Annotated in this window: 9 protein-coding genes; 8 read left to right on the top strand and 1 reads right to left on the bottom strand. The window is 46.2% G+C overall.

Annotation, left to right across the window (positions count from 1 at the left end; all coding sequences use genetic code 11):
• The first annotated feature begins 47 nt into the window (after positions 1 to 47).
• The 4 genes from PATL_RS19550 to PATL_RS19535 all read left to right on the top strand — a co-directional run bounded on the left by PATL_RS19550 (position 48) and on the right by PATL_RS19535 (position 6,571).
• Complete coding sequence (locus PATL_RS19550) at positions 48 to 1,268, top strand: MFS transporter (protein ID WP_198136301.1); 1,221 nt, start codon at positions 48 to 50, stop codon at positions 1,266 to 1,268.
• Between the two features lie 205 nt (positions 1,269 to 1,473).
• Positions 1,474 to 4,398 (top strand): TonB-dependent receptor, encoded by a 2,925-nt coding sequence (locus PATL_RS19545; protein ID WP_011576528.1) that lies wholly within the window; start codon positions 1,474 to 1,476, stop codon positions 4,396 to 4,398.
• 180 nt (positions 4,399 to 4,578) lie between these two features.
• Positions 4,579 to 6,072 carry a tryptophan halogenase family protein gene (locus PATL_RS19540; protein ID WP_011576527.1) on the top strand — a complete coding sequence of 498 codons (1,494 nt, stop codon included), beginning with the start codon at positions 4,579 to 4,581 and terminating at the stop codon, positions 6,070 to 6,072.
• 52 nt (positions 6,073 to 6,124) lie between these two features.
• Entirely contained in the window at positions 6,125 to 6,571 is a 447-nt protein-coding gene (locus tag PATL_RS19535) for a DUF3010 family protein (protein ID WP_011576526.1), read from the top strand.
• A gap of 87 nt (positions 6,572 to 6,658) precedes the next feature.
• Here PATL_RS19535 and PATL_RS19530 read toward each other — a convergent pair whose 3' ends face one another.
• On the bottom strand, positions 6,659 to 7,885 hold the full coding sequence (locus tag PATL_RS19530; protein ID WP_011576525.1) for an Nramp family divalent metal transporter: 1,227 nt from the start codon (positions 7,883 to 7,885) through the stop codon (positions 6,659 to 6,661).
• A gap of 217 nt (positions 7,886 to 8,102) precedes the next feature.
• Between PATL_RS19530 and PATL_RS19525 the strand changes: the two genes are divergently transcribed.
• From PATL_RS19525 to PATL_RS19510, 4 genes are all read left to right on the top strand, one after another.
• Positions 8,103 to 11,984 (top strand): hydantoinase B/oxoprolinase family protein, encoded by a 3,882-nt coding sequence (locus tag PATL_RS19525; protein ID WP_011576524.1) that lies wholly within the window; start codon positions 8,103 to 8,105, stop codon positions 11,982 to 11,984.
• 2 nt (positions 11,985 to 11,986) lie between these two features.
• The gene (locus tag PATL_RS19520; protein WP_011576523.1) at positions 11,987 to 12,583 is read left to right on the top strand and encodes a winged helix DNA-binding protein; all 597 of its coding nucleotides are present in this window, start codon (positions 11,987 to 11,989) and stop codon (positions 12,581 to 12,583) included.
• Positions 12,584 to 12,841: 258 nt separating this feature from the next.
• Entirely contained in the window at positions 12,842 to 13,624 is a 783-nt protein-coding gene (locus PATL_RS19515) for an enoyl-CoA hydratase/isomerase family protein (protein WP_011576522.1), read from the top strand.
• Between the two features lie 78 nt (positions 13,625 to 13,702).
• A complete protein-coding gene (locus tag PATL_RS19510) occupies positions 13,703 to 15,346 on the top strand; it encodes an AMP-binding protein (protein WP_011576521.1) in 1,644 nt (547 codons plus the stop codon).

Here is a 15,346-nt window from a genome sequence, read left to right as displayed (position 1 = left end):
TTTCAAATTCAAGCAATGCTTCGCTTATTCGCTGGCTCACCTACTTGATGTTCATGATGTTTGCTATGACGTCTGACTCGGTGGGAGAGATCATTAAAGAAGTAAAACGAGAATTTGACGTCTCAAATACAGAGGCGAGTTTGATGCATTCGTTGTTCATGATTGGTATCGCATTCTCGGGGTTGTTTTTGGGTTTCTTGGCTGACAAGTTTGGCAGAAAGAGAACCATCATATTGGGTTTGTCCTTATTTGCTTTATCGTGTTACTTATTTCTAGTCGGTAATAGCTTCGAATTTATTTTAGGTCTCATTACTCTGTCTGGCTTAGCGGTTGGTGTTTTCAAAACAGCAGCCTTGGCACTTATTGGCGATATTTCTCGCTCTACAAAAGAGCACACTGGCACCATGAACGGCGCTGAAGCGTTTTTCGGTGTTGGGGCGATTATTGGGCCGCTGATTGTTGCCTGGATGGTCCGAGAAGGAGTTGACTGGAAATTACTTTATGTTCTTGCTGGTGGCTTGTGTACTTTGCTTATTTTAATGGCGTGGAAAGTCGATTATCCGGAGCATGTGCCTGCTGCTAAAACCCACAAGCCGGTTAATTTCATGAGTAGTCTGAAATTGCTTAAAAACCCGTACGCTATGGGGTTTTCTATCGGAGCCTTTTTGTATGTCGCCGCTGAGAGCGCCATCTACGTTTGGATGCCAAGTTACCTAGTATGTGACGCGGTCAATATCTCAGATTCATTTTCTTGCTATACCAGCGGTCCCGAAAAAATGCTTGCTGTGTATGCAGTGTCTGTATTCTTTTCACTGCGAGCCGTCGGCCGGTTTGTGGGCATTTGGATGATGCAGCACTTTAACTGGGCCCTAGTGTTGATGTTATTTAGCCTGGCAATCACCCTGTGCTTCATGGGCGGCTTGGTGGGTGGTAAGAGCGTCGCTTTGTATCTTTTTCCTCTGACCGGTATTTTCATGTCGGTGATTTATCCAACCTTCAATTCAAAAGGAATTTGTTGTTTTGCTAAAAACGAACATGGCACCGTTGCGGGCGTCATCTTGTTTTTTACTGCTGCCGGTGCAGCTGCTGGGCCTTTCATTATGGGCATGGTCAGTGATGCTAACGGAGGGGACGCAAAATACGGGTTTATCGTTGCAACAGGTTTTTCCTGCATATTGTTTATCGGCTTATTACTCAACTTCATTTTCAATCCAACGGAAGGCCGTTTAGCCACGGTCGAAGAAGCAGAATATGGCGCTAAGCCATAGCCATATTGCAGCTAAGTGAAACGTTATTTAGAAAACTAAGCCGCTTTATCGCTTGGTAATGAATAAGCATCGAATTTCGATGTGGTATTAAAAGTTCAACAAATATTAGGCAACCAGCGAGCTGGTCGGCTTTTAACCGTATTACAGCGTCTATTCAACCATGCTTTGATTGAGTGCGTTGTAAAACAAAATAATGGGGTAACACATGAAGAACACACACTTTTTTAAACCAGCCTTGTTGTCTATCGCTGTCTCAACGGCTATGTATTCCAACGTCTCTTTTGCACAGGAAGCTGCGCAAGCTGAGGATGTAGAAGTCATCTCAGTCTCAGGTATTCGAGGTTCGCTTATCCGCGCTCAAGCGGTAAAGATGGAGAATACTTCAATCGTAGAAGCCATTTCAGCTGAGGACATTGGTAAATTACCAGACTCCTCTATCGCAGAGTCATTAGCGCGTTTGCCAGGTATGTCTGGTGAAAGAGTAGGTGGGCGTACCTCTGGTATCTCTATCCGTGGTTTTAAAGAAGATTTCACTGGTACCTCATTAAATGGCCGCGAGTTAATCGGCATTGGCGACAACCGCGGTGTAGAATACGACTTGTATCCGTCAGAGATCATGACAGGTGCTACCGTTTATAAAACAACAGATGCGGCATTAATGGTGCAAGGCATTGGTGGTACAGTTGATTTACAAACTGTGCGTCCTCTTCAAGCTCAAGAAACCTTAACGGTTAATGGTGTTTATGAGCTTGCTGGCCGTGACTCAGACAACCCTGAATTTGATAATAAAGGCCATCGTTTATCACTATCATTCGTTGAAAAATTTGCCGACGATACTATTGGTTTGGCGGTGGCATTGGCGACCACTGAATCACCTAATAACCAGCGTAAATTTGGTGTGTGGGGATACAACCCACCTAATGAAGATGGCCATATATTACCATCAGGCTTGGATACTAATGTGCAAAGCCAAGTGCTCGACCGTGACACTGTTTCTGCCGTGTTGCAGTTCCAACCTAATGATAGCTTAAATATCGTTATTGATGCGTTGGATATCAGCTTCTCTGACTCAGGTATTATTCGCGGTTTTGTCGAACCTTTTGAAGCCACAAACGTAACAGGTACAGGCTTCAACACCACAGGTACGCAGATTAACGCAAACTCTGTATTGATTAACAATCCTAAGCAGAAAGACGGGGATTTATCTGTTTATGGTTTAAACGTGGAATATCACGTAAACGATAACTGGTCGGTTAAACTTGATGTAGCAAGAAGTGAATCAACTAAGCGCGACCTACAAGGGGAGTCATATTCTGGCCTTGCTCGTAATGGTGCATTAGACGCTACTGACCCTTCTCAATTTGGTACACGTGAATTCGAGATGAGCCAAGACGGCATCTACTTTACCGGATCGACGGGCTTAGAGGCATTCTCAGACCCAAGCGCTCTTCAATTAACTGGGCCGCAAGCTTGGGGCGGCGGTTTGAAAAACCTTGCAGATAATTTTGCAACAACAGAATTGATGGCTAATGGTGACCCATACAGTTACGTTCAAGCCCAAGATGGCTTTTTAAATTATGCTGATTTCGAAGAAGAGTTAACCACCTACAAGTTTGAAGTGGTTGGCTTACTCGACGGCGATATTTTCCATACCGTCACCGCGGGTATTAATTACAGCGACCGCTATAAGAGCAAAGACAACAAAGGCTTTTTCGTAACGGCCTCTTCATATCCTTTCTCTGATGCCATTCCTTCTCAATATGTGTACAACGGATTAGCCGACTTAACGTGGGCTGGCTTAGGTGAAGTTGTTGCATACGACGGTTTTGCTCCATACAACGATGGTGAGTATCAATATAATGATGCAGGTTTACTTGAACCTGACCGTTTAGGCGACACCTATGTAGTAGAGGAAGAAGTTACCACTATTTACGCGAAAGTCGATTTTAATACCGAGATTGCTGACTTCCCGGTAATGGGTAACGTGGGTCTGCAATACGTACAAACGGATCAGTCTTCTACCGGTTATAACGGTATTGTTGGGGCTAACTTTGCAGTGTGTGACGACGATAACGATCAACAAATTGATGAATCATGCGTTGTTTCTGGGGGAGATGAATACAGCCATGTACTGCCTAGCTTAAACGTCAGTGTGGAGGTTGGTGACAATCAATTCGTTCGTTTTGCTGCGAACAAAGCGATTAGCCGAGCGCGTATAGATCAAATGAAAGCGTCAAGCTTCGTGAAGTTTGACCAAAACATTACGCTTATCGCTATTCCTAACACAATTGAGGCGGTCAATGACTACGGTTCACCTTGGTCTAAATTTGCTGGTAACCCTGAGTTGCGCCCACTAGAATCCAACAACTTTGATTTGTCGTTCGAGCATTACTTCGAAGATGAAGGGTACTTATCAGCAGTTCTTTTCTATAAAGATCTTGTTAATCTAACCCAAGAAAGCAGTGGTGATAGCTCACTGATTAACTTCAGAAACGACGAAACAAACGACGGTGCTGATTACTACATTCCGGGTTTCCACGACAGATTAGCTGTGTTCACGGGTGAGCATGATCCTGCAGGGGTTTTCTACAATGAAGGCGATTTAATCACTCCGCCTGATTACGGCACCTATTCATTCTTTGAAGATGGCCTCAAAGGAGAAGTGAAGGGTATCGAATTGACAGGTAACGTACCATTCAACATTTTCAGTGACAGCTTAGATGGCTTTGGTGTTGCGGCATCGGCCATTTTCATTGATGCAGAACTAGATGATGGTTCACCGCTTGTTGGTCAATCTGATCGCACGTATTCATTGACTGCTTACTATGCCATGGACGGTTTTGAAATACGTGTCGCCGGTACCGATCGCTCTGATTACTCTACGTATCAACGTGGTGGCTCAAATAAAATTGAAACGGCCCAGCGTAACGGCGTAACCCTAGTCGATGCACAAATTAGCTACGACTTCGAAAACTCTGATATTGATTATCTCAAGGGGCTACGTGTTTCATTGCAAGGCACCAACTTGACTGACGTGGATGAGGAAACAGTGGATACCAACGGTATCGTAACGGCTCGTCGTCAATTTGGCCCATCTTATATGGTTAACGTTAACTACGCGTTTTATTAATTAAAACACTGCTACTCGGCCCCTCAGTTTGCTAACTGTTGGGGCCTTTTTTATGCGTCAGATTGTGCATTTAATGCATAAACATGAGTATGATACCAATCCTTTTAAACTCTCGCTGAGTGATCACTTATTAACGTGGAATGGTATGATAAGTCACTGTAAATTTATAGGGTGTGGAATATGGCAGCGCCAATACGCAAAGTAGTCATAGCAGGTGGTGGTACGGCAGGTTGGATGACCGCTGCCATGCTCAGTAAGGTTTTAAAAGAGCAGGTCGAGGTTGTATTAGTTGAATCCGAAGAGATTGGCATCATAGGGGTTGGCGAAGCGACAATTCCTCCCATACACACATTTAACACTTATCTAGGTTTAGACGAAAAAGAGTTTTTACGAGAAACGAAAGCGACAATCAAGCTGGCGATAAAATTCGAAAACTGGCGGGTCAAAGATGAGAGCTATTACCATACGTTTGGTGCGCCAGGTACGAACATGGGGTTTTGCAGTTTTCAACATTATTGGCTGCGCGCCAAGCAAGCAGGCATGACAACACCTCTGTGGGATTTCGATTTAAATTATCTGTGCTGTGAACAGCAAAAATTCAATAAAATCAATACCCAAAACCCAGTATACGAAATGCAATATGCCTATCATTTTGACTCTGGTTTGTATGGTCAGTACTTGCGCAAACTATCCGAAAAGGCGGGGATAACCCGAATAGAAGGGAAAATAGAGCATGTGCAGCGTGACGAGCCGTCGGGTTTCATTACCGGCTTGCAGTTACATAGCGGCCAACAAATAGAGGGCGATTTATTCATTGATTGCACCGGCCAAAGAGGCTTGCTAATCAAAGGAGCGATGGGGGTCGAATTTGAAAGCTGGAAAGACTATTTACCAGCGGATACGGCATTAGCTGTACCCAGCGAACGCTTTGAGCGCACCTTACCTTACACCCGCAGTATTGCCCATGCGTCAGGTTGGCAGTGGCGTATTCCGCTAACGCACAGAAACGGCAACGGCATTGTATACAGTTCGTCGTATTTATCCGATGAAGATGCCCATCAAACCTTGATGAGTAATTTAGACAGCAAACCCTTGGATGAAGCACGCAAAATACAGTTTCAAACCGGAAGAACAACTCAGCAATGGCACAAAAATGTTGTCTCAGTTGGTCTCTCAAGTGGCTTTTTAGAGCCATTAGAATCTACCAGTATTCACCTTATTCAATCTGCTATTGTGCGATTATTAAAAATGTTTCCGAACGAGACGATCGAGCAAAGTGTGATCGATGCCTACAATGAAGAGTCCAAGGCCGAATTTGCCACTATCGCTGACTTTATTATTTTGCATTATCATGTAAATGAACGAAATGATTCAGATTTTTGGAAAGACAGGCGGGAAATGCCCATACCAGAGCGGTTAAAACAAAAAATCGCTCTATTCAAAAGTTCAGGGGCTATCTTTAACGAGCCTCTCGATATATTTAGAGATGCTTCTTGGTTACAAGTCATGCTAGGTCAAGGCATTGAGCCTCAGGGGTATCACCCCGCGGCTAACGTACCTAGCAAAAAAGAATTACTCGCAGTCATGCAGAAAATACAAACAGCCAAACAACAGCCCTTAGGACAAATGTTATCTCATGATGAATTTTTAGCGCGTTATACCAAACAGGGTTAACGAGCCTTAATTTTGCGTTATACTGCGCCGGTCTTAATAAGTTGGGTGATATATGAAAGTTTGTGGTGTTGAATTAAACAGTAATGATGTAAATGTGTGTTTGTTGTCTTTGGCGGATGAGGTGTTCCAACTGCCGGATTTTCGTAGCCGTCGACTCACATTAACCAACATTAATAGCGCCAGTGATTTGCGCTATTTTCAGCAGACCTTCGCCAAGCTAATGGCTGATTACCAAGTGGACAAAGTGGTTATTCGCCAGCGCCCCATGAAAGGCAAATTTGCTGGTGGTGCTGTGGGTTTCAAACTGGAAGCGGCGATTGAACTTATCCCTGATTTAGACGTGGTGATCATGTCACCCACGGATATCAAAGAATCTTTACGACGTAACCCTGTACATATCCCGTATGCTGAGACTGGCCTAAAAGTATTTCAAGAAACTGCGTTTAATACCGCGTTTGCTTATTTGATGAAAGACAAGTACGCCCCGAAAGACGAGTAACTTGTTGCTATATCATTTAGTTTTTAAAAAAGGCGCTTAGCGCCTTTTTTTGTGCACGTAAGATAGCGCGCTACACGCATGTCGTTATCACATCACAGACAGTGATTTTAGAACCAAGCGTACGCCTAACCCCAGCGACACTATAAATACGATTACGCCCAAACTATTGGCCACAATGCCATTGGTGTATTTGCCCAAAAGTGCCTTGTTATTCATGGTGTAAAGTAAGAAGGCAGCAATGATGGGGAGCAACAAACCATTGGCAAACTGAGCCCCAATAATAATATTGATTGGTTTAGCGCCACTTAGCGCAAAGACCATTCCCACTGCCAGCACACTTAAGCTGATACCGCGAAATATTTTTTCTTTCATTTTGGCGTTTGGGTTAACGATTTCAGTGATGGCATAGGCTGTTGCTAATGGGGCGGTCAGTGAACTGCTCAGGCCCGCAGCTAATAATCCAGCACCCAATAGATACTTAGAAAAGCTGCCAAACAAAGGCTCCAGCTGAATCGCCATATCCGCTGCACTATTCGCCCCTAAACCGCGAGAGAATAAACTCGCAGCGGCCGTAGATACTATGAACATTGCCACCAAGCCACCTAAACCAATAGAGACCACTGAATCAGCGCGGGCAGCAGACAAATCCGCTTCACCTTGCCAGCGCGCCTTTGCTGCAGAGGCGTGTAAAAATAAGTTATATGGCACAACAGTCGTGCCGATTAAAGCGACCACAGTAATTAAACTATCATCCGGCAGGGTCGGCGTGAACATACCATGGAAAAAGGCGCCAAAATCAGGCTGGCTGACAATAAACGTGCTGACAAATGCCACACCCATAAAAAGCACTAACACCATAAGCAAGCGCTCTACCTGCTTGTAGCTGCCTCGCCAAAGTACTAACGCTGCGACAAGCGTGATAAGAACGATGGTCCAAGTAAACATAGTGTCGTTTGGCTCATCCAATATCGCACTCACTCCAAGCGCCGCCCCAGATAAATTGCCCGCTTCGTATGCGGCATTGCCACCGTAAAGCGCCATGGCAATCAGGGCAAACAGAGGCCATTTCCACATCGAGTGTTGCAAGCTATCGCGTAGCGCTTCACCCAGTCCCTTTTGCGCTATGGTGCCCAAGCGCCCAGACATTTCTTGGAAAATAATGGTTGAGACAGTGGCGAACAGTAATGCCCACAACAAGGTATATCCAAAATTCGCTCCGGCTAATGTGCACACAGTGACCGTGCCCGGGCCTATAAAGGCAGCGGCGACTAAGGCGCCGGGCCCGACATTCTTAAAAAAATTTAATGACGGCATATCAGGTATTTCCTATGTGCTCGCTTCAGCGAATCTAATTAAGTTAAGCATTTTCAATGGTAGACGACCTTACCCATTAGCTTTGTTGCTGTGTCAACTTAGCAACATAAAAAACGCATATCAACATTATATCTACAAAATATTGATAAATTATCATTGTGTGGTTAGATTGACGTTAAGTACATTTCTACTTCGTTTCGCAAAGGAATTAAAAAATATGACGCGCACTGCCAGTGAGCAATCGATACCTAACCTTCATTCTTCATCTGATACAAATGGCTCAGACGCCAAGCGCTGGGATTTTTGGATCGACAGGGGCGGTACGTTCACTGACATCGTAGCGAAAACACCCCAAGGTCAGTTTCTAACGAGAAAGCTGCTGTCTGAAAATCCAACGGCTTACGAAGACGCTGCTTTGCAAGGTATTCGTGATTTTCTAAATGTTGAGGCCACTGCGCCTATCCCGAACCAATTGATTAGCAGCGTGAAAATGGGCACAACCGTGGCTACCAATGCGTTGCTAGAGCGCAAGGGCGAGCCCACCGTGCTTATTATCACTGCAGGTTTACGGGATGTGCTCGAAATAGGCTATCAAGTGCGTCCAAAAACCTTCGCCTTAAATATTGAAAAACCTGAAGTGTTGTATCAAGACGTTATCGAAGTGTCTGAGCGTTTCGACGATGAAGGAAACGAGCTAGTCGCACTATGCGAGGAGACTGTGCGCCAAGAACTTCAGCAGCGCTATGAGGCAGGGTTTCGTTCGGTCGCCATAGTATTAATGCATGCGTATAAATTTCCCGAGCATGAATTACGAATTGCGGCGATTGCCAAAGAAATTGGTTTTAGCCAAATCAGTACCAGTCACGATGTAAGCCCCATGGTGCGTATTGTACCAAGAGGCGATACCACAGTGGTTGATGCCTATTTATCGCCTATTTTACGTCGTTATGTGCAACGAGTTGGGGCAGCAATTGGCGCTGAGACAGGCGGAGGCACAAGTTCAAAAACAAGTACTGGTACCGATGAAAACACTGCTATGGTTGAAGCAAAATCGGTGAGTAGTGATAGCAAGCGCCTGCAGTTTATGCGCTCATCCGGCGGTTTAACCGCAGCGAGTAAATTTCAGGGCCGGGACGCGATTTTATCTGGCCCTGCTGGTGGCATTATCGGGGCCGTGCGCACTAGCGAATTAGCCGGTTTTAATAAAATCATCGGTTTTGATATGGGCGGCACCTCTACGGATGTCTCTCATTATGCAGGGGATTTTGAACGCGCCTTTGAAACCCAAGTGGCTGGTGTGCGCATGAGTGTACCCATGATGAGCGTGCATACGGTAGCCGCAGGCGGTGGTTCAATATTACACGTTGATGAGCAACGCTTTCGCGTAGGGCCGGAATCAGCGGGGGCATTTCCTGGCCCCATGTCTTATCGAAATGGCGGGCCGTTAACCGTGACCGATGCCAACGTGTGCTTGGGCAAAGTTGACCCGCGCTTCTTCCCTAAATTATTTGGGCCCCAGCACAACCAAGCTATTGATGATGAGGCCGTTAAAGCTGCCTTTGCAGAGATTGCCCAACAACAAAGCACGCAAAGCAGCCCAGAACATGTGGCTGAAGGCTTTTTGACCATAGCCATTGAACATATGGCCCAGGCGATCAAGAAAATTTCCATTGAGCGTGGGTACGACGTGCAGCAATACGCCTTAACCTGTTTTGGCGGCGCAGGCGGCCAGCATGCGTGTTTAGTAGCAGACCGCTTGGGCATGCAAACTATCTTTATTCATCCTTTTGCCAGTATTTTGTCGGCTTATGGTATGGGGCTGGCGGATATCCGCAGTCAACGCACGGAAACCTTTCAAAAAGTGATGGATCCCAGTGGCCTTGAGGCGCTCAATGCTGCCTTTGCTCGTTTAAAAGCGCACACCAGTAAGGAGCTTAAAGATCAAGGAATTGAAGATGCCGAGCAAAGCCATAGCGCAACGGTATTTTTACGTTATCAGGGCACCGATACGACTCTGCCAATAAGCCAAGCCACTATCGATCAAATGCAGCAAGACTTCGAAGCTCAACACGCAGCTCAATATGGCTTCATCTCCCCTGATAAAGCCATCATCGTTGAATCTATCTCTATGGAGTCTGCGGGTGGGGGGCAATATATTGATGAGCCTGTTTATCCTCTTGCTGAATCAGCCGTGCCTGATGCCCAGTACACGACCCAAGTATTTTCAGGAGGAGCGTGGCACAACACGCCTATTTATTCGCTAGCTGAGTTGCTGCCAGGTCATCAAGTTCAAGGCCCGGCGATTATTATAGAGGACAATGGCACCGTTATTGTGGAGCCAAATTGGCTTGCAAGCATGACCGAGCACAAGCATTTGGTGTTGAAAAAGAGAGCAGTCGACGCCTTGGAAAACAGCGACACTCAAAATACACCAGCGGTTAGTCATGAGAAAAGCGATCCTGTGCTGGTGGAAATCTTCAATAACCAGTTTATGTCGATAGCGGAGCAAATGGGTATAGTGCTGCGCAATACGTCATCTTCGGTCAACATCAAGGAGCGATTGGACTTTTCCTGCGCCGTGTTTGACGTGCAGGGTCAGCTAATTGCTAATGCGCCACATATTCCGGTGCATTTGGGGTCGATGGATGCCACGGTGAAAGTGCTTATTCAGAGCGGCCTGAGTATTGAAGTAGGTGATGTGTTTATTCACAACGATCCTTTTAACGGCGGCTCTCACTTACCTGATGTGACGGTGATCACCCCTATCTTTGATCAGCAGAAAGAAAACGTAATGTTCTTTGTGGCCAGCCGCGCGCATCACGCAGATATAGGTGGTATTGCACCAGGCTCTATGTCACCGAAGGCTAAAACTATTATTGAAGAAGGCGTGGTGATCCCGTGCATGAAGTTGGTCTCAAAGGGGCGCTTTCTGCATGACGAGCTGCAAGCATTGATGCAAGGTGCGACTTATCCGGTACGTAATTTCAACCAGAATGTGGCCGACTTACAGGCTCAAATCGGCGCTAATCGCCGAGGTTATCAAGAGTTACTTAAATTAGTCGATGAACACACCTTGGGTGTAGTGAACACCTACACCCAACATATTATGGATAATGCTGAAGAAAGCGTAAGGCGCACCATAGACACTCTACAAGGCGGCGAGTACCGCTACGAGATGGATGGCGGCTTACATATTTGCGTGAAAGTAGCAGTGGATCACGCTAATCGCAGTGCCAGCATCGATTTTACTGGCACGAGCCCCCAGCAGCCGAATAATTTCAATGCGCCTGGGGCGATTACGCAAGCCGTTGTGCTTTATGTTTTTCGCTGCCTGGTCGATAGCGATATCCCGTTAAACGCAGGCTGCATGCGCCCACTCAGCATTCTTGTGCCAGAGGGGTCAATGCTTAACCCTGTTTACCCCGCGGCCGTGGTTGCCGGTAACGTAGAAGTCAGCCAAGCGGCGACTAACGCATTGTTCGGGGCGTTGGGTACGCTCGGCATGAGCCAAGGCACTATGAATAACCTGACGTTCGGTAATGCGAAGTACCAATATTATGAAACCATTTGCTCTGGCGCCCCTGCAGTTCCTGGTTTTGATGGCGCAGCGGCAGTGCATACCCACATGACAAACTCACGCTTGACGGATCCTGAGATTCTAGAGTCTCGTTACCCCGTATTGTTGGACAAGTTTATCGTACGCAGAGGTTCGGGCGGCAAAGGCCAATGGGATGCGGGTGACGGTATCGAAAGACGCATTCGCTTTTTAGCGCAGATGCAGTGCGCAATATTGTCTGGCCATCGGGAAGTCCCGCTAGCCGGTGTTAATGGGGGGGATTCAGGTGAACTTGGGCATAACTGGATTGAGCGTAACGGCCAGAAATGGTTAGATTTGACCGGCAACGGTGAAACCCAAGTACAAGTAAATGATGTAGTGGTTATTCAAACACCTACTGGCGGCGGGTTTGGCAGTGTTTTTGATAAAACGACTGATAAAGCGACTGATAAAAAAACGGTAGACAAAAAGAGAGTAGACAAAAAGAGAGCAGACAAAAAGACGCAAGGTAAAAAGACAGATACCACTGGGCAAGGAGAGTAACCATGAGCGATAAGGATAAAACGACTAAGGGCACAGCTGAAGTCACTGATCGCGAACGAACTGACGTCGAGCACTCTGATACCCAAAGCACGGATAACCAGAGAAAAATCGTTTCCTCTGAGCATTTGGCCAGTGATGGAAATTGGCCATTATCAGAAGTCGAATATGGTATGACGGTGGTGTACAACGCGTTTTCACAGTGGATGGTGCGCTGCGCTAATGCAGCCGGTATTGGTGAGTTGGCGGTGCTAGATATTTTGATACTGCACAATATCAATCATCGAGGGCGCGAAAAGCGCTTGAACGACATAGCCTTTATGCTGAATATTATTGATACCCACACAGTGAATTACGCGCTTAAAAAGTTGCTAAAGCTTGAATTAGTCATCGGCACTAAGCGTGGTAAAGAGATTTTTTACGCCACGTCTGACAAGGGGAAACTGGCTTGTGAGGAGTATGGTCGCGTTCGTGAGCGATGTTTACTTGATGGGCTAAGTATGCTCGATATCGACCAACAAGAATTAGCTAAACTGGCGTCCACATTGCGTTCAATGTCAGGTTTATACGACCAAGCATCGCGCGCAGCGGCATCTTTGTAACAGCATATATAGTTTGAGCCGTATTTAGGATGAAAGACGGCTCAAAAATGCTGTTAAACTCTTTCTTGGTAGCATATTAACACTTCTATAACATCTGAATATGGTCCTCCATAGCTAGATTCAATTTACCTTTTTGCTAACTTGGTGGCATGGTTCATGTCATTCGTGCCATCCCTATCCACCGCGTTCTTCCGCGGTAACGATAGGGAGGCGCTGTGAAGATACTAAACCAGCCATTTCGAGTAGAGAGCAAATATTGTGTCCGAAGCCTTATCTGTCACCACTTCTATCCACGGCAGCGTTGCCGTCATTTGCTTTAATCGCCCCGATAAACTAAATGCTTTTGATGATAGTCAGCGTAAATCCTTCCGTGAAGCCGCGAACAAGGTCAATGCCGACGATAGCATACGAGCTGTGGTGCTGATGGGGGAAGGCAGAGCCTTCAGTGCAGGCGCCGATTTAAACGAAGTCATGCCTGATGAGCTAGATGTAGAGCAGGGCTTGATACAAGAATATAAACCCGCTTTGATGGCGATAACGCAGGCACCAAAACCTTGGATTAGCGCCGTCAATGGCGCAGCTGCAGGCATTGGTAGCGCGTTCGCAATGGCATGCGATTTAACTATCATGGCCGAGAATGCCTATATTTATCAAGCTTTTAGCGCTATTGGTTTAATACCTGATGGTGGCGCTACTTGGCATCTTGCGCAAACGGTGGGGCGCAAACGCGCTTATGAGCTGATCGCGCTGGGTACTAAATTAAGTGCAACGGAGTGCTTACAGCTAGGGCTGTGTAATCGTGTTGTACCAAACGCTGCACTACTGGATGAAGCTATGTCACTGGCTAACGAACTCAGTACTAAAGCGCCATTAGCATTGCGTTACGCTAAAGAGGCGTTACATGTTGCTACGCAAAGTAACTTGAGTGATACGTTTGACCATGAAGCCAAATTACAAAAAATATGTGCCAACAGTGAAGATGCCAAAGAGGGCAGTAGTGCATTTTTAGCTAAGCGTAAAGCGAAATTCACCGGTCGGTAGTCGTACTAACATGAGGACGTGGCGGCATATTTTGGGTAATGCGCCGTAGGTTCTAAATTATTGATATAGGAGTAGTTAATGGACAATACAACGGTACTGCATAGCTTATTTGCAGGTAACGAAGCGCACCCTGATAAGCCCATGTTCCATCAACCAATCGACCGCCAATGGCATACCTACACATGGGCCGAAGTGACTGAGCAGGCCAAGCGCATTGCTCAAGGCTTACGCGCTCAAGGTTTCGAAAAAGGCGATCGTATTGTCATTATGTCGAAAAACTGTGCTGAGTGGATCATCGCTGACTTCGCCATTGCTATGGCGGGGATGGTCAGTGTGCCGATTTATGCCACCGCAGGGGTGAATATTATCGAGCACGTGATTAATCACAGCGGCGCAAAAGCGATATTCGTGGGGAAATTGGATAATCTCGATGCAGCCAAAGCGGCGATTCCTAGTACGTTATTGAGTATATCTTTTCCTTACCCCACGGTTGAATGCCATGAAAAGTGGAATGATTGGCTAACAGCATTTGAACCTATTGAGGATCCATATCTGCCAAGTCATGACGATTTGGCGACGATTTCTTACACGTCGGGCACCACGTCTTTGCCAAAAGGGGTGGTATTGAGTCATAAAAACTTCTCTTCTGCGGCGGACAACGTCATCGAGCTCTTTGAGATTAGAGACGGTGATCGCTCAATCAGTTATTTGCCTTTGGCGCATATTACCGAGCGCAGCTTAGTGGCGGTATTTGTGCGCTGTAAAGTCGAGGTGTATTTTACTGAAAACCTACAAACATTCGTGGCTGATATTCAGCACGCGAGCCCTACAGGGTTCTCGTCGGTGCCACGCTTATGGTCGGTATTTCAGGCTCAGGTCATCAGCCAAGTAGGCGCTGAAAAGCTAGATAAAATGCTTAAATTGCCAATTATTGGCAAATTGGTCGCCAGTAAAATTCGCAAAAAACTCGGGTTACACAAGGCCCGCACCTTTGGCTCAGGTGCTGCGCCTATGTCCGAATCTGTTTTGGCCTGGTATCACCGTCTGGGTATTCCAATCAACGAAGGGTGGGGTATGACGGAAACTACAGGTCTTGCCAGCGGCAATATGCCTTTTAGCCATGAAGACTTGGGCACAATTGGCAAACCTATGCCCAATATTGAAATGACCCTCTCTCCTGACAGTGAAATTCTGATCCGCGGTGATTTGGTGTTTAACGAATACTATAACGACCCAGAAGCCACAGCAGAGAACTTCGTTGACGGTTGGTTTAGAACGGGCGATGTGGCGACCATTACAGAGACAGGTGCCTACAAAATCACGGGGCGCATTAAAGAGCAGTTTAAGACAGCAAAAGGCAAGTATGTGATGCCAGTGCCGATTGAAAGCCTGCTTTTTGCTAACTTAAATGTGGAGCAAGCGTGTGTGCTTGGAGCAGGACAAAAGCAACCAGTGGCCATGGTGGTGCTTAATCAGTCGTGCAAGCGTAAATCAAGTGAAGTGATTAAATCTCTGCAAGACACGCTAGCAAAAGTGAACAGTCAGTTAGAAAGTCATCAAAAACTCGATTTCATTATGGTGTGTAGCCATGGTTGGACAGTAGAGAACGATTTACTGACAGCCACCACTAAGGTTAAGCGCAGTGATGTAGAGCGCCACTATAGTTGGTTATTTGATGAAGACCGTGGTGAGGGCATACTATGGGAAGAAGACTTGCACTAG

Origin of the sequence: Paraglaciecola sp. T6c, from assembly GCF_000014225.1 — a bacterium.
Taxonomy (GTDB): Bacteria; Pseudomonadota; Gammaproteobacteria; order Enterobacterales; family Alteromonadaceae; genus Paraglaciecola; species Paraglaciecola atlantica_A.
This window is presented reverse-complemented; position numbering and strand designations above follow the sequence as displayed.

What these genes read in the sequence shown, in the direction of transcription:
- PATL_RS19550 (WP_198136301.1), top strand. Translation starts at nt 48, where the DNA reads ATGTTCATGATGTTTGCTATGACGTCTGACTCGGTGGGAGAGATCATT.
- PATL_RS19545 (WP_011576528.1), top strand. Translation starts at nt 1,474, where the DNA reads ATGAAGAACACACACTTTTTTAAACCAGCCTTGTTGTCTATCGCTGTC.
- PATL_RS19540 (WP_011576527.1), top strand. Translation starts at nt 4,579, where the DNA reads ATGGCAGCGCCAATACGCAAAGTAGTCATAGCAGGTGGTGGTACGGCA.
- PATL_RS19535 (WP_011576526.1), top strand. Translation starts at nt 6,125, where the DNA reads ATGAAAGTTTGTGGTGTTGAATTAAACAGTAATGATGTAAATGTGTGT.
- PATL_RS19530 (WP_011576525.1), bottom strand. Translation starts at nt 7,885, where the DNA reads ATGCCGTCATTAAATTTTTTTAAGAATGTCGGGCCCGGCGCCTTAGTC.
- PATL_RS19525 (WP_011576524.1), top strand. Translation starts at nt 8,103, where the DNA reads ATGACGCGCACTGCCAGTGAGCAATCGATACCTAACCTTCATTCTTCA.
- PATL_RS19520 (WP_011576523.1), top strand. Translation starts at nt 11,987, where the DNA reads ATGAGCGATAAGGATAAAACGACTAAGGGCACAGCTGAAGTCACTGAT.
- PATL_RS19510 (WP_011576521.1), top strand. Translation starts at nt 13,703, where the DNA reads ATGGACAATACAACGGTACTGCATAGCTTATTTGCAGGTAACGAAGCG.